This window comes from Vibrio sp. 947, from assembly GCF_033339115.1.
In the GTDB taxonomy this organism is placed as follows: domain Bacteria; phylum Pseudomonadota; class Gammaproteobacteria; order Enterobacterales; family Vibrionaceae; genus Vibrio; species Vibrio alginolyticus.
Genome location: NZ_JAWOTX010000038.1, coordinates 16,212 through 38,391, shown reverse-complemented (window position 1 = coordinate 38,391; position 22,180 = coordinate 16,212). Strand labels below are relative to the sequence as shown.

The 22,180-nt window shown below is 46.7% G+C and carries 17 protein-coding genes; 7 read left to right on the top strand and 10 right to left on the bottom strand.

Annotation, left to right across the window (positions count from 1 at the left end; translation table 11 throughout):
* Window positions 1-450: 450 nt before the first annotated feature.
* The 6 genes from fre to trxA all read right to left on the bottom strand — a co-directional run bounded on the left by fre (window position 451) and on the right by trxA (window position 6,271).
* Complete coding sequence (gene fre / locus R7Q39_RS27490; RefSeq protein WP_005382872.1) at window positions 451-1,164, bottom strand: NAD(P)H-flavin reductase; 714 nt, start codon at window positions 1,162-1,164, stop codon at window positions 451-453.
* A gap of 14 nt (window positions 1,165-1,178) precedes the next feature.
* Window positions 1,179-1,448, bottom strand: a complete 270-nt coding sequence (locus R7Q39_RS27485; RefSeq protein WP_009696789.1) for a 2Fe-2S iron-sulfur cluster-binding protein — start codon at window positions 1,446-1,448, stop codon at window positions 1,179-1,181.
* Window positions 1,445-3,298 (bottom strand): 4-hydroxy-3-polyprenylbenzoate decarboxylase, encoded by a 1,854-nt coding sequence (ubiD, locus tag R7Q39_RS27480; RefSeq protein WP_065274955.1) that lies wholly within the window; start codon window positions 3,296-3,298, stop codon window positions 1,445-1,447. The genes R7Q39_RS27485 and ubiD overlap by 4 nt, the downstream gene beginning before the upstream one ends.
* Before the next feature lie 91 nt (window positions 3,299-3,389).
* A complete protein-coding gene (locus R7Q39_RS27475) occupies window positions 3,390-4,382 on the bottom strand; it encodes a hypothetical protein (RefSeq protein ID WP_017821790.1) in 993 nt (330 codons plus the stop codon).
* A 106-nt stretch (window positions 4,383-4,488) separates the two neighbouring features.
* The gene (gene rho / locus R7Q39_RS27470; RefSeq protein WP_005378757.1) at window positions 4,489-5,748 is read right to left on the bottom strand and encodes a transcription termination factor Rho; all 1,260 of its coding nucleotides are present in this window, start codon (window positions 5,746-5,748) and stop codon (window positions 4,489-4,491) included.
* A gap of 196 nt (window positions 5,749-5,944) precedes the next feature.
* Window positions 5,945-6,271: a thioredoxin TrxA gene (gene trxA, locus R7Q39_RS27465; RefSeq protein ID WP_004745500.1), complete on the bottom strand. Its 327-nt coding sequence runs from the start codon at window positions 6,269-6,271 to the stop codon at window positions 5,945-5,947.
* Window positions 6,272-6,382: 111 nt separating this feature from the next.
* Between trxA and rhlB the strand changes: the two genes are divergently transcribed.
* The 3 genes from rhlB to R7Q39_RS27450 all read left to right on the top strand — a co-directional run bounded on the left by rhlB (window position 6,383) and on the right by R7Q39_RS27450 (window position 11,025).
* Window positions 6,383-7,696 (top strand): ATP-dependent RNA helicase RhlB, encoded by a 1,314-nt coding sequence (gene rhlB / locus R7Q39_RS27460; protein ID WP_054577300.1) that lies wholly within the window; start codon window positions 6,383-6,385, stop codon window positions 7,694-7,696.
* A 19-nt stretch (window positions 7,697-7,715) separates the two neighbouring features.
* Window positions 7,716-9,209 (top strand): guanosine-5'-triphosphate,3'-diphosphate diphosphatase, encoded by a 1,494-nt coding sequence (gene gppA / locus R7Q39_RS27455; RefSeq protein WP_005382885.1) that lies wholly within the window; start codon window positions 7,716-7,718, stop codon window positions 9,207-9,209.
* Window positions 9,210-9,381: 172 nt separating this feature from the next.
* The gene (locus R7Q39_RS27450; protein ID WP_053306515.1) at window positions 9,382-11,025 is read left to right on the top strand and encodes a sugar nucleotide-binding protein; all 1,644 of its coding nucleotides are present in this window, start codon (window positions 9,382-9,384) and stop codon (window positions 11,023-11,025) included.
* 226 nt (window positions 11,026-11,251) lie between these two features.
* Here R7Q39_RS27450 and R7Q39_RS27445 read toward each other — a convergent pair whose 3' ends face one another.
* The 3 genes from R7Q39_RS27445 to recQ form a co-directional block, all read right to left on the bottom strand.
* Window positions 11,252-11,926, bottom strand: a complete 675-nt coding sequence (locus R7Q39_RS27445; protein ID WP_005378770.1) for a 7-cyano-7-deazaguanine/7-aminomethyl-7-deazaguanine transporter — start codon at window positions 11,924-11,926, stop codon at window positions 11,252-11,254.
* A gap of 234 nt (window positions 11,927-12,160) precedes the next feature.
* Window positions 12,161-12,466 carry a DUF3630 family protein gene (locus R7Q39_RS27440; RefSeq protein ID WP_017633801.1) on the bottom strand — a complete coding sequence of 102 codons (306 nt, stop codon included), beginning with the start codon at window positions 12,464-12,466 and terminating at the stop codon, window positions 12,161-12,163.
* A 9-nt stretch (window positions 12,467-12,475) separates the two neighbouring features.
* Window positions 12,476-14,311 carry an ATP-dependent DNA helicase RecQ gene (gene recQ, locus R7Q39_RS27435; RefSeq protein WP_062730803.1) on the bottom strand — a complete coding sequence of 612 codons (1,836 nt, stop codon included), beginning with the start codon at window positions 14,309-14,311 and terminating at the stop codon, window positions 12,476-12,478.
* 178 nt (window positions 14,312-14,489) lie between these two features.
* Between recQ and rarD the strand changes: the two genes are divergently transcribed.
* From rarD to ggt, 4 genes are all read left to right on the top strand, one after another.
* Window positions 14,490-15,407 carry an EamA family transporter RarD gene (rarD, locus tag R7Q39_RS27430; RefSeq protein WP_005382912.1) on the top strand — a complete coding sequence of 306 codons (918 nt, stop codon included), beginning with the start codon at window positions 14,490-14,492 and terminating at the stop codon, window positions 15,405-15,407.
* Window positions 15,408-15,478: 71 nt separating this feature from the next.
* A complete protein-coding gene (locus R7Q39_RS27425; protein WP_318077117.1) occupies window positions 15,479-16,276 on the top strand; it encodes an AraC family transcriptional regulator in 798 nt (265 codons plus the stop codon).
* A gap of 91 nt (window positions 16,277-16,367) precedes the next feature.
* Window positions 16,368-17,027 (top strand): LysE family translocator, encoded by a 660-nt coding sequence (locus R7Q39_RS27420; RefSeq protein ID WP_017633799.1) that lies wholly within the window; start codon window positions 16,368-16,370, stop codon window positions 17,025-17,027.
* A 111-nt stretch (window positions 17,028-17,138) separates the two neighbouring features.
* Window positions 17,139-18,905 carry a gamma-glutamyltransferase gene (ggt, locus tag R7Q39_RS27415; protein ID WP_213908267.1) on the top strand — a complete coding sequence of 589 codons (1,767 nt, stop codon included), beginning with the start codon at window positions 17,139-17,141 and terminating at the stop codon, window positions 18,903-18,905.
* A gap of 819 nt (window positions 18,906-19,724) precedes the next feature.
* On the opposite strand, the gene uvrD is transcribed toward ggt, so the two are convergent.
* Complete coding sequence (uvrD, locus tag R7Q39_RS27410; RefSeq protein ID WP_005378778.1) at window positions 19,725-21,899, bottom strand: DNA helicase II; 2,175 nt, start codon at window positions 21,897-21,899, stop codon at window positions 19,725-19,727.
* Window positions 21,900-22,180: the final 281 nt, after the last annotated feature.

The window sequence follows — 22,180 nt, the reverse complement described above, 5'->3', positions numbered from 1 at the left end:
TAAGTAATGTTTGAATTGACTGTGCTGAATCTTTCGATTCAATGGTCACTTCGTTTCATTGAAACCTAATTTGATACCGCTTTCCGTTAAGAAAGAAATATCTAATTGGATTATCATCAACGAGTGCCCACACAGATTGATAGGTCTATATTGTTAAAGAGCTTGCTTTGCGAGAAGTTTTTCTCTCAAAGCGGAGGTGCATTCTAGCGATTTAATTGACAGTGTCAAACACTTTTTCAATTTTATTTTTCGTAGAAGCTTTCACCTCTCCGACCCTGCTGAAGCCTTATCGCGTCTGCCGTGTCGGTGGATGCGCATTATAGGGAACTCAGATCCGTTCGCAACCCTTTTTTGAAAAAAAATGGAAAAAACTGACTGTTCGATGACTATTTCATCAAAAAAGCAAAAAAGAGGGTAAAAAAACCTCTTTTTCTGCCTTAAAAGCCGTATTTAAATGAATGCGTACGCGTCTGCGAACATACGTTCGCTCTTCGCTTTCTTGTTCTGAGTGAACTGTTCACGTGCTGCGCCAGCCATTTCAAAACGACCTGCAATATAGATATCGTAGTTTTCTAAGCTTTCGAAATCTTCAGCTACAGCTTGTAGCACGTTACCAACTTTACCTTGCCAGTCTGCAGGAGCTTCTTCTACTACTGGCACAAAGTGAACATTGGCAAACTTGTCGGCAATCTCGACCAGTTCGTCTTTAGCATAAAGCTGGCAGTTATCGCGCGCCCCCCAATATAAATAGATAGGATTGGTTTTATTCTGCGCTACGCAGTGATCCAGAATCGAGCGAACGTAACTGAAGCCTGTACCACCAGCAATTAATAATAATGGGCGTTCGCTTTCTTCTTGAACCCAAGCATCGCCATGTGGCGCATCAATTTCAATCTGACCATCAGTTTCAAGCGCCGCTTGCATTGCTTCGACAACTTCTTGTGCATAAGCGTTGTGTTCCGCCGCACCGATGTGCAGTTCAAGTTCACCTTCATGACGACAAGGGCTGCTTGCGATAGAGAAAGGACGTTTGTCTTTTTCACCCATCACCACCATTAGGTACTGACCCGCTTTAAAAGGCACTGGTGATTCTGGATGAAGAAGGATTTGGTAAGTATTACAAGCTAACGGCTGAATAGACTTTACTTTACATTGGATGGTCATGGTGTTCCTCTCGCTTACTCATCAAAAGTAAGCACTAAATTACTTTCTGTATAGGCTTGGCAAGGGAATATCCAACCTTGCTGTTGCTCTTTTTCGGTTAGCATCGGTTCGAGGTGGTAACTCACCTCGCCCGTTAGCTTTTTACACATACACATGGCGCAAGCGCCAACTTGGCAACGGTGTGGGAAGCGAATATTGTTGTTGAGCGCAGCTTCCAACACCGTCTCCCCTTCTTTTACTTGGAACGTAACGTCCATTGGTAGAAGGTGGACTTGATGACTCATAGAATACCTAACTGGTCCCAAATCTCATCGACTTTAGCCACAAGTTTAGGATCTTTTTTGATAGGCGTGCCCCACTCGCGCGTGACTTCAGATTCGAACTTGTTGGTCGCATCCAGTCCTAATTTGGATGAACTCTCAGTCTTACCAAGCACTTGAATCGTGTCTCTATCTGGGTCCATTCGAGTTGTCACCGCCCAAATGATGTCATTCCAATCTCGTGCATTAACGTCATCGTCGCACAAAATGATGAATTTGTTATCCGTGTACTGAGCAAAGAAGCCCCATAGATGTTCCATCAATTCTTGGGATTGACCAGCTTGGTCTTTCTTCATAGTCACGACAGCAAATTGGTTGTTTGCTGTAACTGGAAGATAGACGTCAACAATCTCAGGGCGTTGCTGTTTCAACTCATTTAGTTCTGCTTCGGTAATCGCTTTGCTGTCTCGCTCAGTGACCTCGGTTCGCGTCGCCAGCTCGGCATCCCATTTAATGGTCGCATCCAAACCCATTTTGGAGCCAAGCCCAACCACTGGTGAAGCAAAGTCGAGCGAGTCAATTGGCGTGTTATCTATCATCAAGGTATCACGTACAGGGTCCATATGCTCTGACATGGCTTTCACGACATCATTCCAATCTCGTGCGTTTACCGATTCATCGCACACAATAACAAACTTGGTATACATGAATTGACGTAAGAAAGACCACACGCCCATCATTACGCGCTTAGCATGTCCTGGGTACTGCTTCTTCATGGTGACGACGGCCATTCGGTACGAACAACCTTCTGGCGGAAGATAGAAGTCTTCAATCTCTGGGAATTGCTTTTGCAGAATAGGCACAAACACTTCGTTTAATGCCACACCCAATACAGCTGGTTCATCTGGCGGACGACCTGTGTAGGTGCTGTGATAAATAGGGTCTTTACGCATAGTAATGTGCGTAATAGTAAATACGTGGTGCTTTTCTTTTTCGTTATAGTAGCCAGTGTGGTCACCATAAGGACCTTCATCAGCAAACTCGTTCGGGTCGATATAGCCTTCCATCACGATTTCCGCGCTCGCTGGCACTTCCAAATCGTTGCTGACTGACTTCACGACTTCCGTTTTGCTTCCACGTAGCAAACCTGCAAATGCGTATTCCGATAGCGTATCTGGCACTGGTGTTACTGCACCAAGAATGGTTGCTGGGTCTGCACCAAACGCGACCGAAACTGGGAAAGGTTTACCTGGGTTGGTTTCCATCCAATCGCGCAGATCAAGCGCACCACCACGATGGGCTAACCAACGCATGATGATTTTGTTCTTGGCAATTTTCTGCTGACGGTAAATGCCTAGGTTTTGACGTTTCTTACTTGGACCTTTGGTTACGGTTAAGCCCCAAGTAAGCAGCGGCGCTACATCTTCTGCCCAGCAGCTCATTACCGGAATTTTATCCAAGTCGACTTCATCACCTTGCCAAACAATGTCTTGGCATGGTGCTTTACGTAAACGCTTAGCCGGCATGTTCAATACTTGTTTGAACACAGGCAGTTTTTCTAAAGCGTCTTTGAAGCCTTTTGGTGGCTCAGGTTCTTTTAAATAAGCCAGCAGCTTACCGACTTCTCTTAATTCCTTAACATCTTCACGTCCCATACCGATTGCGACACGCTCTGGTGTACCAAACAGGTTAGTCAAAACAGGTACGTCGTAGCCGATTGGGTTCTCAAACAACAGCGCAGGTCCACCAGCACGCAAGGTGCGGTCGCTGATTTCTGTCATTTCATAAGCGGGATCGACAGGGTGAGTGATGCGTTTAAGTCGACCTTTCTGTTCTAGGTGGTCGATAAATTCGCGTAAATCCTTAAAACTCATAGGCCTTCATGCTGGCTGATTAAACTGTCCGCAGTATAACAAATAGGAGGACTCTAAGATCCTCCTATTTTGTGTGGGTATGTGAGCAAGATTACTTTAATACTTGTTCAATCTGCCGAGTCTTTATCTGATGGTTCGAAGATACTAACTCTTCCAACCAGGTTTGATGCCCTTGTTGAGCAAGCTCTCGAGCAACCATGGTTGCTTCTTCTGATAACGCCATTTTTCTAACTAGAAACTGCTTTACTTGCGGAGATAGAGGGTTAGATTTTGTAAGTAGACTAATAGCTTCTGGCTTGAGTGATGGGTTAACTGTGGCATTCATCAATTGCTGAATGGAAAAAACGTCTCCAACCGCAGCTAAACGCTCAAGTTCGGACTGGCTGTTGTAATCGGCTTTCATCCGCCAGAGTAAGTTGTACACTTCCTCATCCTGACTAACTTGTGCCAACCTGACTATCACGGCCGTCGAGGGTAACCAACTGGTCACATTTGCTTTGGTTAACTGGGCCGTTAATGCAGCAAGCGCATTGGGTGATAAGCTGTCTAACTCTCGAATCAAAAGCGCTTCACGTGCTTGAGCTTGTTGAGATGGCCCTGTAAGCCATTGCTTTAAGTTAAGCTCTCTTCGTTCAGCTTGTAAGACAAAGTCCAAGGTACTTTGGTCTTGTTTCCAACGCTTAATCAAGCGACTCGCAATAACGGGAAAGTTAAAAGCGGGTACACTAAATTCATACCCATCACCTCGCTCTAACACTTGATAAGTCGGGGTCATACGGATCTGGGACTCAACAAACAGAGCCATTCGAGGCGTGAGAATCACATCTTGCTTTTCAAGCTTTTCCAACAATTGAAAGCGCACCACCTCTTGTTGAGGCAAAGCAAGTCGATCAAGGGCAAATTTAAGCGAGTCGACTTCATCTCTGACAGCGTAATCAAGCAGTTCAGAGACTTTAGCCTGTATTTGAGTATCCTGAAGCCACTGCTCTACTACAGACTCATGCATTTCCTTGGCAGATAATGTCGCAGGTAGAGTGATAAGTGACAAGCTCAGGAGTAATGACGACAACATTCCTTGTTGCATGTTAACCTCCCGATAACATTTCCTTCATTCTGATACTTCTATCGGGAGAAAGCAATAAAAAAGCCACCGATATACAGTGGCTTTTCGCAGAATCACTTATTTGAGACTATTGACGACGCATCGCATCGAAGAACTCATCGTTGGTCTTCGTCATCGCTAGCTTATCGATTAGGAATTCCATTGCGTCGATTTCACCCATTGGGTGAACGATCTTACGCAGAATCCACATCTTCTGTAGTTCGTCAGTCTTCGTCAGTAGCTCTTCACGACGTGTACCTGAGCGGTTGAAGTCAATCGCAGGGAATACACGCTTCTCAGCAATCTTACGGTTCAAGTGCAGTTCCATGTTACCTGTACCCTTGAACTCTTCGTAGATAACTTCATCCATTTTAGAACCAGTATCTACTAGTGCCGTTGCGATGATAGTTAGGCTGCCGCCTTCTTCTACGTTACGTGCAGCACCGAAGAAACGCTTAGGACGATGTAATGCGTTTGCATCCACACCACCAGTTAGTACTTTACCTGATGAAGGCACTACGGTGTTGTAAGCACGAGCTAGACGAGTGATAGAGTCAAGCAAGATAACCACGTCTTTCTTATGTTCAACAAGACGTTTTGCTTTCTCGATCACCATTTCCGCTACTTGTACGTGACGAGATGCTGGCTCATCGAAAGTCGACGCAACCACTTCACCTTTAACTAGGCGCTGCATCTCAGTTACTTCTTCTGGACGTTCGTCGATAAGAAGAACCATCAACTCACACTCTGGGTGGTTGTACGCGATGCTTTGCGCGATGTTTTGCAGAAGCATTGTTTTACCCGCTTTAGGCGGAGCAACAATCAGACCACGTTGACCTTTACCGATTGGCGATGCCAAGTCTAAAACACGTGCTGTAATGTCTTCTGTTGAACCGTTACCACGCTCCATAACCATGCGCTCATTCGCATGTAGAGGGGTAAGGTTTTCAAATAGGATCTTGTTACGGGCGTTGTCTGGTTTATCGTCGTTAACGGTATTGACTTTTAGAAGGGCAAAGTAACGTTCACCGTCTTTTGGTGGACGAATTTTACCAGCGATAGAGTCACCAGTACGTAGGTTAAAGCGACGAATCTGACTTGGTGATACGTAGATATCGTCCGGACCCGCAAGGTATGAACTATCTGCACTGCGTAGGAAACCAAAGCCGTCTTGCAGAATTTCCAGAACCCCATCGCCAAAGATGTCTTCGCCGCCTTTAGCGTGCGCTTTTAAAATCGCGAAGATGATGTCTTGTTTTCTTAAGCGAGCTAGGTTCTCTAATCCTAAGCTTTCGCCCAGTTTTACAAGGTCAGACACAGGTCTGTTCTTCAGTTCGGTAAGGTTCATGGTGGTGGATTCTTGTTTAGTCAAAATAAGATCTGTTTTCTAGTTAAGATGGATTTGGTCTCAGGATCGACCAAGAAGAGAAATTTGTTCAATTAACGCGCGATAAGTTAGCACTAATTAGTATTCTAGTCCAGAGTTAGAAAAACAAAACCGTGCATTGTAACTTTGCACGGTTTTATCTGTAATCACTTGGTGATTATAAGTTTGCGTCTAGGAACTCTTTTAGTTGAGTTTTAGACAGAGCACCTACTTTCGTTGCCGCTACGTTACCATCTTTAAATAGTAATAGCGTTGGAATGCCGCGAATACCAAACTTAGGTGGTGTACCTGCGTTATGGTCGATGTTTAGTTTACCGATAGTGAGTTTGCCTTCGTACTCGTCTGCGATTTCGTCCAAAATAGGAGCGATCATTTTACAAGGACCACACCATTCTGCCCAAAAATCCACTAGAACCGGGCCTGCAGCGTTGATTACATCGTTTTCAAAACCGTCATCAGTTAGCTGCAAAATCTTATCACTCATCTTCCACTCCAATGTGTTTTTCGAAACTGGTTGGATGATAACCAGTAATTAGATGCCCTATTGGAATGTATTTACTTTCGTATTGCAAGCTTTAGCTGATATTCTATAGCCATGAAAAAGACGCATATCACAGAGCAAAAGTTCGCCGATTTGGGCTTAAAGCCCCAAGTTATTGAAGGATTGGACAAAAAAGGGTTCGAATTTTGTACCCCTATCCAAGCCTTGGCGTTGCCGGTCCTGCTCACCGGCCAAGACATCGCAGGCCAGGCCCAAACGGGTACTGGTAAAACGCTCGCGTTTCTTACTGCTACGTTCAACCACCTTCTGACGACTCCGGAACATGAAGGTCGTAAGCCTACACAGCCACGCGCAATTATTATGGCGCCAACACGTGAGCTCGCTATTCAGATTTACAATGATGCAGAATCATTAACTGAAAGCACAGGTCTAAAAACCGCTCTAGCTTACGGTGGTGAAAGCTACGACAAGCAACTTGCGAAACTGCAAGACGGCGTAGATATTCTGATCGGAACAACAGGCCGTATCATCGATTTCTACAAACAGCGCGTATTTAACCTCAACAACATTCAAGCTGTTGTTCTGGACGAAGCCGACCGCATGTTCGATCTTGGCTTTATTAAAGACATTCGCTTCTTGTTCCGTCGTATGCCTGAGCCAAAAGAGCGTTTGAACATGCTGTTCTCAGCAACGCTGTCTTACCGCGTTCAAGAACTGGCATTCGAACACATGAATACTCCTGAGCATGTCGTTGTCGAACCAGAACAAAAAACTGGCCACCGTATCCAGGAAGAGCTTTTCTATCCTTCGAATGAAGACAAAATGGCGCTGCTTCAAACACTAATTGAAGAAGAGTGGCCAGATCGCGCTATCATTTTTGCCAATACCAAGCATAAGTGTGAATCGGTTTGGGGTCATTTGGCTGCCGATGGACACCGTGTAGGCCTTCTTACTGGCGATGTACCGCAGAAGAAGCGTGAGAAGATTCTTGAGCAATTCACCAAAGGTGATGTCGACATCCTAGTTGCAACTGACGTTGCAGCGCGTGGCCTGCATATTCCTCAGGTAACGCACGTTTTCAACTACGACCTTCCTGACGACTGTGAAGATTATGTTCACCGTATTGGCCGTACTGGTCGCGCTGGTGCGAGCGGTCATTCGATCAGTTTTGCTTGTGAAGAGTACGCGGTTAACCTACCAGCAATCGAAGAATACATTGAGCATACAATCCCAGTTTCAGAGTACGATTCGTCGGCACTGATTCAAGATCTACCGGCTCCGATTCGTATGCGTGCACCACGCAACCAACAGCGCCGCACGAATACTGGCGGTACCCGTTCTGGTAACCGTAAGCCGCAGGGACGTCGTCCACGCCAACCGCGTCAATCGGCACCAAAACAATCGTAATAGGAAACTGAGTTCGTTTATGAGTCAAGCAGGATCATCACCGCTATATGCCGCCATCGACCTCGGGTCGAACAGTTTTCACATGCTCGTTGTGCGTCACATCGATGGCAGCGTTCAAACAATGGCTAAAATTAAGCGCAAAGTTCGTCTAGCAGCGGGCTTAGATGAACATAATTCTCTTAGTATGGAAGCTATGCAGCGAGGATGGGACTGCTTAAGTCTATTTGCGGAACGCTTGCAGGACATTCCTAAGCAAAACATTCGCATCGTCGGTACTGCAACATTACGTACCGCGACCAATGTAGATGTGTTTTTAGAAAAGGCTAACCAAATTCTAGGCCAGCCTATCGAAGTGATTACTGGTGAAGAAGAAGCTGCCACTATCTATAAAGGTGTCGCTCACACCTCTGGCGGTAGTGGTCGTCGCCTTGTAGTCGATATCGGTGGAGCAAGTACCGAACTGATTATCGGTGAAGGTTTCGAAGCCAAAGCACTGACCAGCTTAAAAATGGGCTGCGTGACTTGGCTTGAAAACTTCTTTAAAGATCGCCAATTGAATGCTCGTAACTTTGACGCGGCAATTGAAGGAGCGAAACAGACCATCCAGCCGATTTTAGAACGTTATACAGAAATTGGTTGGGATGTGTGTGTTGGGGCATCAGGCACTGTTCAGGCATTGCAAGAGATAATGCTGGCGCAAGGCATGGACGAAGTAATCACTCACTCCAAGCTCAAACGTCTACAGAAGCAAGCCATGTTGGCCGACCATTTAGAAGAACTCGATATTGAAGGCTTAACACTTGAGCGGGCATTAGTGTTCCCTAGTGGCCTCTCTATTTTGATTGCCGTTTTTGAATTGCTTGAAATCGATGCTATGACACTCGCTGGCGGCGCACTACGCGAAGGCTTAGTGTATGAGATGGTTGAAGAGCTTCGCCAAGAAGACATTCGTGCCCGCACTATCGCTAGCGTACAAAATCGCTATCAGCTCGATCACCAATACGGCGAACAAGTCGCTACTCTGGCACACACGCTTTTACAGCAAGCTGGGGGCGATGAGTGGATTACAGAGCCTCAGGGCAAGATATTACTCGAGACCGCCGCAAAACTGCATGAAATTGGTTTAACTATCGATTTCAAAAAAGGCGGAGAGCATAGTGCTTACTTGCTGCAGAATTTGGATCTGCCTGGTTACACGCGCGCGCAGAAGTTCTTTATTGGTGAAGTGGCTCGTCGCTATCGCGAACAGCTCACTTCTTTACCTGAGCAGCATGCATTATCAGGCTCAAGTGCCAAACGAGTATTGAGACTGTTGCGTCTTGCGGTTCTACTCAGCCATCGTCGCAATCCTGATCTAGAGCCAAATGTGACTCTAACGGTTGAAGGCGACAATCTAACGTTACACATTGATGCGCAATGGCTAGAGAAAAACCCACTGACTGCGGCTGAGTTGGAAATTGAATCCAACCGTCAGACAGACATCGGCTGGCCATTAAATATCGTAGCAAAATAAGCGAATATCACTGCCTTACAATACTAAAGCCCAGGCGTTCGCTTGGGTTTTTTTGCTTCTACTTCCCCTACAAAACGTGCTGCCCAGCAAAAATCTCAGCTTCTCCGCTCTACATCGAAAAACAGCCATGCTTTATTGATAAGCACGATTTAGCCAACCAAGATGCACCATAATGAAAACCGTTTTAATGACTGGCTTAACTGGCACCCTCGCCCCTAAAGTTGCTCATCAGTTCCACCTCCGTGGCTGGAACGTATTGGAATGGAATCACCACCAAATCCCACCAGATGATCCACAGCAAAGTGAGCAATTTTGGCAACAGCACCACATTGATGCGGTGTGCCACATGGCGATGGGGAGTGAAGCGTGGGCAGCGTGGCTTGGTGAGCACTGCAAACAGCGCAACATTCCTTATCTTTTTGTCAGTACAGCAATGGTATTTGATGCCACAAAAAATGGGCCTTATGGCATCTTTGAAGAAAGAAACACCCAAGATGAATACGGCAAATACAAAGTTCGTTGTGAAGATGCAATCTGGCAAGCAAATCCAGATGCGATGATTGCTCGAATTGGTTGGCAGCTCCATCACCAAGCAGAAGGCAATAACATGTTGGCGCATCTCGACCGCCAATATGAAGAGAACGGCGTTATTACCGCTAGTACAGTTTGGTATCCCGCGACTTCTCATATGGACGATACTGCACTCGCCTTTTTGCAGCTTATTGAGCGGAACGAAGCAGGTTTATACCATTTTGATAGCAACTTAAAGGATAAGTGGAATTTCTACGAACTCGTTTGTGCACTCAAGCAGCATTACAACAAGCCATGGCAAGTGCTGCCAAGCAATGATTATCACCATGACCAACGTCTAACAGATGAACGAATTGCCTTGCCGCCATTGAGTGAACGTTTCAACAAGCCAGAGCAAATCAAACAAGCTGGCATCATAGGAATCAACTGGGGACGCACGCACATTCCCCACTATCGAAACAATGGTGTATCGGTCACAACGTTATGCGCCAACCAAATAGAACCGCTTCAGCAAGCGTGCAGTGAGGAAGCAATCCTAAAGGCAGAAACGAACATCAGCGCACTCAAACAACTCGATGTCGTGACCATCGCGACACCTGCGCATACTCATGCAGAGATCATAAAGACGTTAGGTTCAACCAAGCTGATTTGTGAAAAGCCATTGGTGGGATTGAATTCCGACATCACTCACTGGCAGCAACCGAACTCCAACCTATTGGTTAATTACGCCTTTGCTCAGCTAGAGACCGCCAAGACGATAGAGAAATGGCTCACCTCGCAAACCCAACCTTGTGTGGTCAATCTAATCACCCAAGTTAACCTACCGGGCACCTTCACACTCAAAGAGTGGTTTCTTGAAACAGCCAGTCACCCTATTTCTTGGTTGCTGCACTGCTTCGGAGACTACTCTCAGTCAACACTGATTGAGGAAAACGGCCAACTGATCGTTGAGCTGCAATGTGGCGACCACCAGCTAAGATTTGTATTTGAATTAACCGGTGAGCCGGGCATCGAGCACATTTTAACGATTCAATCCAACCAGACCTTAACCAGTAAAGGCTACTACCGTGTCGGCGAAAAATGGCGTTTCGAGCCCATTCTCGTTAATGGCAACGCGATAAATGATGGAGAGTACAGCGAATCTGATTGCTGGCAGGACGCCAATCAACGCAGTGTCGGTTTGATGCTGGCGATGTTCAATCAAAGCATCAGTTGGGAGAACGGCCTGCAACTTGGCGCCTTCGATGCGCAAAAAGCCATTTTGATTGAGAAGATGCTCCGTTAGCCATTTCACCAACTAGCTTCCTCTACGTTCCGTAACTTCGATAAAAAGGTCTCACTCGGGACCTTTTTTATTACTCCATTTTTACCTTTGTACAGCTTAGGGAGCTTTTGGACACCCATGATCTAATTACTCCCCATGATGCTGTACAAAACCCTCTAACCCCAAGTAAACAGGCACAAAAAAGCCGCTTGATTTGAGCAAGCGGCTTTCGGGGTTCCCACTGATATTAAGACTGAACGCTTGTGGTCACCTTAAAGTCAGGGTTCACCGCAGTCAGCTTCTTAATTAGGTAATTCAGTAGTACGCCATACATAGGAACGAACAAACCAAGACTAATAATCAGTTTGAAGCCGTAATCCACCAGCGCGATTTCCGTCCAATGCTCAGCCATAAATGGATCTGGGCTTTGGTAGAACGCAATGGCGAAGAAAGCGATGGTATCAAGTGCATTACCGAAAAGCGTTGAACACGTTGGTGCCACCCACCATTGCTTCATTTGACGTAGGCGGTTGAACACATGCACATCCATGATCTGACCAAGTAGGTACGCCATGAAGCTAGCAATCGCGATACGAGCAACGAATAAGTTAAATTCCCCTAGGTGGCCAAAACCTTGGAATTGACCTTCGAAGAACACCACCGATAAGAAGTAAGACACTGCCAAAGCAGGCAACATCACTAAGAAGATGATCTTACGTGCCAACTGAGCACCGAAAATACGCACAGTTAAGTCAGTCGCTAAGAAGATAAATGGGAAAGTGAATGCACCCCAAGTGGTATGGAAACCGAAGATAGTAAACGGTAGCTGAACTAGGTAATTGCTAGATGCAATAATGACTAGGTGGAATAGAACCAGATAGATAAGGGCGTTGCGCTGCTGCGCAGGGGTAAAGTTACTCATGCGATACCTTTTTAGTTTGGTTTGGGGGTGAGGGAACCCAAATCGAGTCACTGAATAAAGTGGCTCTTACCAACAATGTAAAATGAAAAATAAACTGGCTTGGCTCTTTCTGAGCGAAGCGGTGGGCGATTATACATTAACCACTTTTCGCCGCAAGTCGTCTGTTTGACGCAAACGTTTAAGCATAAAAAAGGGTGTTTCATGTGAAACACCCTCTCTAGAAAAATTCTATTTTTAGAAGCCGCGCTGGAACAACCCTGCAAGATAATCCAACTCTTCCCTGCTCTCTTCAATCGCTAACGCTTCAAACCAAATCGCTTCGCTGTAATGCTCTGCTTTCATAAACAGTCGGCAACCTTCAAAGTCGATCAGCCAAGAGTGAATGTCCGCATCCCACTGCTTTTCCACCACAGTAGCAGAAAGCAAACTAACTAAACGCTCACCTAAAGCAGGAAAGCTATCAAGGTCAAAGCTCGGCGCGGTAATGATTAAGCGCCCTTCTTGTGCCATGTAGTCCGCTAAGCCAAATTCCTTTTGCATCTTGGTTCCTTATCCGTGGTGAGTAATGTGTTCTTGAATCAAATCGAGGAATGGGTCGGCGTACTTCTCTAGTTTGCGCTGACCAACACCGCTGACTGCCAGCATTTCGCCGTAAGACGTTGGCAGAATTTCCGCCATATCAATCAAAGTTGCGTCACTGAAGACCACGTATGGTGGCAAACCATCTTCATCAGCAATCGACTTACGCAGCTTACGTAACTTAGCAAACAGCTTTTTGTCGTAGTTCTTGCTGGTCAGTTTATCTGATTTAGCCGCACGTGCTGCGGTGTCTAAACGTGGAACCGCTAACTCTAGGGTCACATCGCCACGCAAAAGCGGACGTGCCTCTTCGGTTAATTGCAGCGTTGAGTTACGCGTGATGTTTTGAAACAACAGCCCTTTGTGGATTAACTGACGGAAGATACTCACCCAGTAATCGTGGCTGTGATCGCGCCCTATCGCGTAGGTAGAAATCTTATCGTGCCCATTTTCACGTACACGAATGTTTTGCATGCCACGTAGCACTTCCACCACGTAGCCCATACCAAAGCTCTGATTCACTCGGTACACACAAGACAACGCCTTACGTGCTTCTTCTGTTGCATCAAAGTGCTTCGGTGGATCTAAGCAAATATCACAGTTGCCACATGGCTTCTCACGATACTCACCAAAGTAATTTAATAGCACCTGACGACGACAAGTTTGCGCCTCAGCAAAGGCACTCATCGCATTCAGTTTGTGGGTTTCCACCTGCTTCTGTGGACCATCGTCTTTCTCATCCAACATACGACGCAGCCAACTGATGTCCGCTGGGTCATACAACATCATCGCTTCGGCAGGTAGACCATCACGCCCTGCACGACCCGTTTCCTGATAGTAAGACTCGATGTTGCGCGGGATATCAAAGTGAACCACAAAACGCACGTTTGGTTTGTTGATGCCCATACCGAATGCCACGGTCGCCACTACAATTTGGATGTCATCACGTTGGAAAGCTTCTTGAACGTAAGCGCGCTCATCAGCGTCCATACCGGCGTGATAACCAGCAGCACGAATGTGGTTGTTGCACAGCTTCTCGGTCACCATCTCAACTTTCTTACGGCTACCACAATAGATGATGCCGCAGTTACCCTTTTGGGTTTCAAGATAACGAACGATTTGCGAAACCGGCTTGTGCTTCTCAACTAAGTTGTAGCGAATGTTAGGACGGTCGAAGCTGCCTAGGTAAACCTCTGGATTATTCAGTTGCAGACGTTCAAGAATATCTCGGCGCGTTGCGTCATCTGCGGTCGCCGTCAGCGCCATAAATGGCACATGGGAAAACTGCTGCTTAAGTTGACCAAGCGCGGCATATTCTGGACGGAAGTCGTGTCCCCACTGGGAAATACAGTGCGCTTCATCGACAGCAATCATCGATAGCGGCAAGTTTTCCAAGCGCTCAATGAAATCACGCATCAATACGCGTTCTGGTGAGACGTACACCAACTTAAGATGACCAGTGTGCATGCGGTTATACACGCTGAGCAGTTCTTCACGAGTCATGGTCGAGTTAATGCATTCAGCCGCTACACCGTTGGCTTTAAGCTGGTCCACTTGGTCTTTCATCAGCGAGATAAGCGGAGAAATCACCAAAGTAATACCAGAGCGAACCAAAGCAGGAATTTGATAACACAGCGACTTACCGCCACCAGTAGGCAGGATAACTAAGCTGTCGCGACCTTCTATCGCGGCGTCAATCACTAATTGCTGACCATCACGGAACTCTTGGTAACCAAACACATCCTCCAACACACGTTGAGGCGTTACAGGCGAATCAGATTGTTCGGCTAACAAGGTCGAGGTCATGAAAAGTCTCAGATTGGGTCTTAAAAAAGAGGTGCTTATGCATACCACTGGCACACAAAGTGAGGGCACATTGTAATGGGGTTTCATGGTGAATAAAACCGCAAATTGTTAGGTGTTTCGCATCACGACTCGTATACTGATTTTCTGCTCTATAAAACACACAATTAGGTGACACTTCATGACACCAGAAGACGAACAACAACGCGCGCGGCAAGGCATCTTGCTAGCGATTGGCGCGTATACCATGTGGGGCATTGCGCCGATGTACTTTAAGTCCATCGCACAAGTATCTCCTTTGGAAATTCTCAGCCACCGAGTGATATGGTCTTTCTTTTTGCTTGCTGCACTCCTCCATTTTGGCCGTCACTGGCGCTCGGCTTACCACATCGCGAAAGACAAAACGAAAATCGCTTACCTGATCGCAAGTTCCATGTTAATTGGCGGCAATTGGTTGATTTTCATTTGGGCGGTAAACTCGAATCATATGCTCGACGCCAGCTTAGGTTATTACATTAATCCACTGATCAACGTCTTACTCGGGATGGTCTTCCTTGGTGAGCGACTGCGTAAATTACAGTGGTTCGCGGTTGTATTGGCAGGTTGTGGCGTACTCGTTCAACTGATTGTATTTGGCTCCGTACCCGTTGTTGCGATGGCGTTAGCAATGAGCTTCGGCTTTTATGGCTTATTAAGAAAGAAAGTCAGTGTCGATGCAAAAACTGGCTTGTTTATTGAGACATTACTTCTACTGCCAGTGGCCGCTGTTTATTTGCTTTTTGTTGCCGATACACCAACCTCAAATATGCTTACGAATCCACTTACGTTAAATAGTTTGTTGATCGCAGCTGGGGTTATAACAACCCTGCCACTGCTGTGCTTTACGGGTGCAGCAACAAGACTCAAATTATCGACTTTGGGCTTTTTCCAATATATAGGCCCAAGCTTAATGTTTTTACTTGCAGTATTGATGTATGGCGAACCCTTTACCATGGATAAAGCGATCACTTTCGTCTTTATTTGGGGAGCACTAGTCGTGTTTAGCTTTGATGGATTACGTAATAACCGTCGCTCACGCCGAATCGTTCAGCCACAGTGATCGTTTTTTACAAGACAAGTTAGAAATTGCCAGATAAGCTTGGTCATAATGTGACCAAGCTTTTTTATTTAATGGAACATATTCAGTACTACGCAACCGACCATGACAACTTGAGTCTAATAGAGGCGAAATACCAGAAATTTGCTTTTCAAAGGCATTACCATCTGGATTTTCATCTCGGCCTGATCACGCATGGTGCGCAGAAGTTCCAATACCAAGGTAACAGCCACCAAGTTGGTCACGGGCAAATTGTGATTATGTCGCCGGATGAGCTGCACGACGGGCAATCTAAGCTCGAGAGTGGCTACGAAGTAAATGTGTTTGCGATCGAACCTCACCTATTGAGCGATCTAGCCGATCTTAAGAAAAACGGTCAAATAATACACTTCAACGAACTGATCATCTCGGATCCCCAGATATTTTCACAACTTAGTAACTTACACGGGCTACTTCGTCGTGAAAACCTCAGCCAACTCACTAAAGATTGCCTTCCTTTTGAAGGATTTAACCAACTTTTTGATCGCTACGGATCGCTTGAGCGACAAAAAGTGGTGCCGCTAGGAAACCAATCGCTTGGGACGTTAAAAGATTATCTAATGGCTAACCTTGACCAAGCGGTGCGTTTGGATTCACTTTCAGAGCTGTGCCATCTGAGCCCAACTCAGTTCCAGCGCCACTTTAAAGCGCAAACCGGCATGACGCCTTATGCGTGGTTCGCACGCCTGCGCCTTGAACAAGGCATGAAGTTAGTGCAAGCTGGTCAATGTGGTACCGACGTCGCCCACCAGATCGGTTTCTACGATCAAGCGCATTTCAGCAAAGCGTTTAAACAGACCTACGGCGTTTCCCCTTCTCAAGTGGCTCGTTAATTTCATTTACCGAGAAAGCTGTCAGTTTTTTACAAGCGCCACAGGTGACTTACCACGACAATAGCCGCATTGGTTAAATTTGAGATGTGTTATGAATGAATCCACCATATTGCTGACACTCGCCAGCATTCACTTTATTGCCCTAATGAGTCCAGGTCCGGACTTTGCGCTGGTCGTACAAAATGCGACGCGTCATGGTCGTCAAACTGGCTTGTACATTGCGTTGGGATTGTCCGTCGGTATTTTGCTGCACTCTTTGTTCAGCCTGACAGGTGTGAGTTTTGTCGTCCACCAGCACCCAGTGCTGTATTCCGTGGTACAACTGCTCGGTGGTAGTTACCTGCTCTACTTAGGAATTGGCGCATTGCGTGCCGTGATCTCGATGATCCAAAACCCACAGACGGATCAACCTAAGAAGCAAAATAACCTAGTGATCAGCAATAAGCGTCAAGCGTTTGCTAAAGGGTTTGCGACCAACATTCTTAACCCAAAAGCCCTGGTGTTCTTTGTCAGTTTGATGTCGAGTTTAGTCCCAGCAGGTATGTCGATTACTGGCAAAGGTATTGCACTGGTCATCCTGTTTGGCTTGTCGCTATTCTGGTTCTCTAGCCTTGCATGGATGCTGTCGACACAGCGCTTACAGCGTAAATTGCAACAAGCGGGTATCTACATCGACGGTCTATGCGGCGTGGTATTTACTCTAGTGGGCGGCAGTATTCTATACCAAACTATCAATACTTTTATCGGATAAAGTACTGATTTAAAAGCGTAGCACAATCGACATTTCTAAGATTGCTGACTCGACGTGACTCTCCATAACTGCCAAGCTCAAAGCACAAAACTGGCAACATGGAGAGTCATCATGCATTGGACGTTCAACCGACTCGTGACCACGGGTCTTTTTCTTACTTCCCCACTCGTCTTATCTACCCCAACCTTTGCTAACCAAGCAGCAGATGCGGTTGCGCCGGAGCACAGCACTGGCTTCGAGCAAAAACAACTGGTCAAAGCGAAAGATTATATGGTTACCGCTGCTAACCCAATTGCAACCCAAACTGGTGCGGATGTTATTGCCCAAGGTGGTAATGCTATTGATGCTATGGTTGCCGTGCAGCTGATGCTGGGCTTGGTAGAACCGCAATCATCAGGTATTGGTGGTGGCGCCTTCTTAGTTTATTGGGACAGTGAGAAACAAAAACTGACTACGTATGATGGACGCGAAACCGCACCGCTCGCCGCGACGCCGAAACTCTTTTTAGACGAAAAAGGACAACCCCTACAATTTTACGATGCGGTTGTCGGCGGGCGCTCCGTTGCCACTCCTGGTACAGTGAAACTGCTGTGGGACACGCACCAGAAATACGGCAAGTTGGAATGGAAGAAGATCATCCAACCCGTGATTACCTTGGCTGAGCAAGGTTTCGAAGTCAGTCCTCGCCTCGCGAGTCTGATTGAGAAAGATACTAAGCGCCTATCACGCTTCCCTGCGACTAAGGCTTACTTCTTCAATCCAGACGGCTCACCAAAAACCGAAGGCACGTTGTTGAAGAACCCTGAATACGCGCAAACTCTGACGGCAATTGCAGAGCAAGGGGCAAAAGCTTTCTATCAAGGCGATATCGCCACAGACATCATCAAGACCGTACAAAATGCACCGGGCAATCCTGGCGTATTGGCACAACCTGACTTTGATGCGTTCCAAATCAAGCAACGTGAACCGGTTTGTGCGGCTTACCAAAGCTATGACATCTGCGGCATGGGACCACCTAGCTCTGGCGCATTGACGGTTGGACAGATTCTCGCGATCACCGAGCAATACGATCTTAAAGGTTGGGGAGCCGAAAGCGCAAAATCATGGCAAGTGATCGCCGATGCATCGCGCCTTGCGTTTGCGGATCGCGGTAAGTACATGGCTGACCAAGATTATGTGCCAATGCCAACCGAAGGCTTGCTTGATAAAGATTATCTCAAACAACGTGCTGAGCTCATTCAAGTCGGTAAAGCCTTGAGTAAGGTTGAAGCCGGCAACCCTCCTTGGTCGCACGCGATGAACTTAAGCATGGACCAATCGATCGAGTTGCCTTCCACCAGCCATTTCAATATCGTCGATAAGCAAGGCAATGTGGTTTCAATGACAACAACCATCGAGAACGCCTTTGGCTCACGCTTGATGGTGCGTGGCTTCTTGCTCAACAACGAACTGACCGATTTCTCTTTCCGCACGCATCAAGATGGTGTGCCAATCGCGAACCGCTTAGAACCGGGAAAACGCCCACGCTCCTCCATGGCACCGACCATTTTGATGAAGGATGACAAACCTTACATGGCTATTGGCTCACCGGGTGGTAGCCGCATTATTGGTTACGTCGCACAAGCCATTATCGCCCACACGCAATGGGATATGGACATCCAAAGCGCGATTAATCAGCCACGATTGCTGAACCGTTTTGGCACCTTAGATATTGAGCAAGGTACCGCCGCAGAGGGCTTACAGCCAGCTCTGGAGAAGATGGGTTTTAAAACCGATGTTCGAGATTTGAACTCTGGTCTGCATGCGATACGCATAACAAAAGACGGTCTTGAAGGCGCTGCGGATCCAAGACGTGAAGGTGCCGCTATCGGGCAGTAAGAGTCTTTCGCTCGACCCCTTGTGCGAGATCTCTCACAAAGGGTTGAGCAAACCTCTCTTTTTTAATGGTAAAACCGTACAGCAACGCGCATAAGCCATTGAATTTAATACTCATGTATCTTTTTTGAACGCTAAGAGAGTTAAAAAATGTGAGATTAGCCCGTTGTTGGAAATCGTTAAACACGTAATATTAAACCTGTCGGAAGGATGCTGACACGGAACAGGAAACACCACGGACTTGGTGAACTTCAGGAAGAAGAAACGGTTATTCAGGATGAATAGTCGGGCATGGATTGCAAAATTGGACATTGAACGGAATCAATAGTGACTAGGATGGTTGCTACTAAGGACGGGAAATGGACACCTCTGGACGAGGCAAGGATTTGAACATCAGGATGATGTCAGGGACACCGCTCAGGGAACAAGTGATGAGAGCTAACGAGGATAGTTAGCAGACCAGGATAAGGTCACTAAGGACACCGCTAGGAAGGCGACGTAAGGATTAAGCTGACGGATTCAGCACACTATCATGGATTAGATGCATGGAGCACTCTTAGTAGCTGGATTGCTGCGAGTAAGACTATAACCCCGATGGGCGCAAGCCCTCGGGGTTTTTCTTTGCCTAAAGTTTTTCTCAGTAGATCTGCTGAAAACAGGCATTCACCCACAACGCCCACCTTTCACTTCAAACGGCATCGTTAAGTCGCGCTTTTGTACTCCATTTATCATTCCATTTTTTACTGCGTTAGCGACACCAAAACTGCACAAACAAAAAGAGCCGCCGAAGCAGCCCTTAAGTTGATGAGTTTTGGTCAAGCCTTACAGTTTCTCTAGTCGTGCGTAAGCAGTTACCAACCATTTGATGCCTTCACCGTTAAAGGCAATCTGTACACGGCTCTGTGGACCACTGCCTTCGAAGTTGATGATGGTGCCTTCACCAAACTTTGGATGCATCACACGAGAACCTAGCGTAAAGCCGGTTTCATTAAAGCTCTCTTTCACAACAGTTTGGCTAAATCGACCACTGCTTGAAGGACGGCTAACTTGCGCCTTCATTCGTACTTCATCTAAACAAGTTTCTGGCAGTTCACGGATAAAGCGAGACGGTTTATGGTATTTATCCTGACCGTACAAACGACGCATTTCAGCATAAGTGATGTACAGTTTCTGCATCGCACGGGTCATGCCTACGTAACACAGACGGCGTTCTTCTTCTAAGCGCCCTGCTTCTTCTGCCGACATTTGGCTTGGGAACATGCCTTCTTCCACACCGACCATAAACACCAATGGAAACTCTAGACCTTTCGCACTGTGTAATGTCATGAGCTGAACCGCATCTTCAAATTCGTCCGCTTGTCCTTCGCCCGCTTCTAGTGCTGCGTGGGTTAGGAATGCCGTCAGCAGTGACATGTCTTCGGCTTCTTCTGGTTTCTCGAATTGGCGAGTTGCGGTCACCAATTCCTCCAAGTTCTCAATACGTGCCTTAGACTTTTCGCCCTTCTCTTGCTCGTACATCGCGAACAAGCCCGAGTATTTAATCACATGGTCAGTTTGGTGATGCAGCGGCATCTCTAAGGTGTCGTCTTCTAGCGCGGTGACAAGCTCGATAAAACGGCTCAGAGCACCAGCAGCGCGACCAGCAAGCACCTTCTCGTCCAACATAGCTACACTCGCTTCCCACATGGTGCAACCACGGTCACGAGCCGCAAAACGGATGGTTTCAAGCGTCTTATCGCCCAAACCACGCGTTGGCGTATTCACTACACGTTCAAACGCTGCATCATCGTTACGGTTGGCAATCAGACGCATGTAGCTCAAGGCATCTTTGATTTCCTGACGTTCGAAGAATCGCATGCCGCCATAGATACGATAAGGCAGACCGGCTTGAATTAACGCTTCTTCCAGAACACGCGACTGGGCGTTGTTACGGTAAAGCATCGCAGCGTCATTCAGAGCACCGCCCTTGTCTTGCCACTCTTTGATTTTGTTCACCGCAAAACGGGCTTCATCTAATTCGTTGTAAGCGCTGTAAACCGAGATAGGCTCACCGACCACGCCATCCGTCCACAACTCTTTACCCATACGCTCGGTGTTATTCGCAATCAGGGTGTTAGATGCTTCCAGAATGGTCTTAGTGGAACGGTAGTTTTGCTCAAGACGAATGGTATTCACGCTTGGGAATTCGAGCGTAAACTTCTCAATGTTCTCGACTTTTGCACCACGCCAACCATAAATCGACTGGTCGTCATCACCTACGATCATCACGTGACACTCAGGACCCGCCATCATACGTAGCCAAGCATATTGAATGTTGTTGGTATCTTGGAACTCATCCACCAAGATGTGCTTAAAGCGTGCTTGGTAGTGTTCACGAACGAACTTGTTATCACGCAGTAGCTCATGTGCGCGCAGCAAGATCTCCGCAAAATCGACTAAACCAGCACGGTCACACGCCTCTTGGTAAGCGGTGTACAACTGTAGATATGTCTTGGTCACTGGATCATGGTACGCATCAATGTGCGACGGACGCAGACCTTCGTCTTTCTTACCGTTAATCCACCATGCCACTTGGCGTGCAGGCCATTGCTTCTCATCGAGGTTTTGCGCTTTGATCAAACGCTTTAGCAGACGCTGCTGGTCGTCACTGTCAATGATTTGGAAATCTTCCGGTAGCTTCGCATCAAGATAGTGTGCACGCAGAATACGGTGACAAATGCCGTGGAAAGTACCATTCCACATACCGCCTGCACTGCCCATCATTAGCTCTTCGATACGTCCACGCATCTCTGCCGCCGCCTTATTGGTAAAGGTTACCGACATAATTGAAAACGGAGAAGCTTGCTCGACCGACATCAGCCAAGCGATACGGTGAACAAGAACGCGTGTCTTACCACTTCCTGCGCCAGCAAGAACGAGCAAGTTTTCTAGAGGTGCTGCAACGGCTTCACGTTGTTTATCGTTCAAACCGTCGAGTAATAGAGATGGATCCATCATGATGAGAGCTACTGGTTATTTATACATAAAAACCGATTATAACCTAAACAACCGGGTGCTGTTTAGACAAAACTTGATAAAAAAATCGATGTTTTTTTGCCCAACACATCAATTAGTTATACCTATTTGACCCTGCAAACCCATTTACTTCAGAAATTTTTCTGAAAGTTTTTTAGCCAGTTTCCTATCTTTTAAGTTAAGCAAGTTGATAACAAAAACGCCAAAACAGGTGATTCATCTTGCCAACTTAAAGTAAAGGAAATCATTCAGAGGAATTTATT

Excerpts from the sequence above, each read along its gene's own strand:
- ggt (WP_213908267.1), top strand. The coding sequence starts at position 17,139 with ATGCATTGGACGTTCAACCGACTCGTGACCACGGGTCTTTTTCTTACT.
- rhlB (WP_054577300.1), top strand. The coding sequence starts at position 6,383 with ATGAAAAAGACGCATATCACAGAGCAAAAGTTCGCCGATTTGGGCTTA.
- recQ (WP_062730803.1), bottom strand. The coding sequence starts at position 14,311 with ATGACCTCGACCTTGTTAGCCGAACAATCTGATTCGCCTGTAACGCCT.
- ubiD (WP_065274955.1), bottom strand. The coding sequence starts at position 3,298 with ATGAGTTTTAAGGATTTACGCGAATTTATCGACCACCTAGAACAGAAA.
- R7Q39_RS27450 (WP_053306515.1), top strand. The coding sequence starts at position 9,382 with ATGAAAACCGTTTTAATGACTGGCTTAACTGGCACCCTCGCCCCTAAA.
- R7Q39_RS27440 (WP_017633801.1), bottom strand. The coding sequence starts at position 12,466 with ATGCAAAAGGAATTTGGCTTAGCGGACTACATGGCACAAGAAGGGCGC.
- fre (WP_005382872.1), bottom strand. The coding sequence starts at position 1,164 with ATGACCATCCAATGTAAAGTAAAGTCTATTCAGCCGTTAGCTTGTAAT.
- R7Q39_RS27445 (WP_005378770.1), bottom strand. The coding sequence starts at position 11,926 with ATGAGTAACTTTACCCCTGCGCAGCAGCGCAACGCCCTTATCTATCTG.
- rarD (WP_005382912.1), top strand. The coding sequence starts at position 14,490 with ATGACACCAGAAGACGAACAACAACGCGCGCGGCAAGGCATCTTGCTA.
- gppA (WP_005382885.1), top strand. The coding sequence starts at position 7,716 with ATGAGTCAAGCAGGATCATCACCGCTATATGCCGCCATCGACCTCGGG.
- uvrD (WP_005378778.1), bottom strand. The coding sequence starts at position 21,899 with ATGATGGATCCATCTCTATTACTCGACGGTTTGAACGATAAACAACGT.
- R7Q39_RS27425 (WP_318077117.1), top strand. The coding sequence starts at position 15,479 with ATGGAACATATTCAGTACTACGCAACCGACCATGACAACTTGAGTCTA.
- rho (WP_005378757.1), bottom strand. The coding sequence starts at position 5,748 with ATGAACCTTACCGAACTGAAGAACAGACCTGTGTCTGACCTTGTAAAA.
- R7Q39_RS27485 (WP_009696789.1), bottom strand. The coding sequence starts at position 1,448 with ATGAGTCATCAAGTCCACCTTCTACCAATGGACGTTACGTTCCAAGTA.
- R7Q39_RS27475 (WP_017821790.1), bottom strand. The coding sequence starts at position 4,382 with ATGCAACAAGGAATGTTGTCGTCATTACTCCTGAGCTTGTCACTTATC.
- trxA (WP_004745500.1), bottom strand. The coding sequence starts at position 6,271 with ATGAGTGATAAGATTTTGCAGCTAACTGATGACGGTTTTGAAAACGAT.
- R7Q39_RS27420 (WP_017633799.1), top strand. The coding sequence starts at position 16,368 with ATGAATGAATCCACCATATTGCTGACACTCGCCAGCATTCACTTTATT.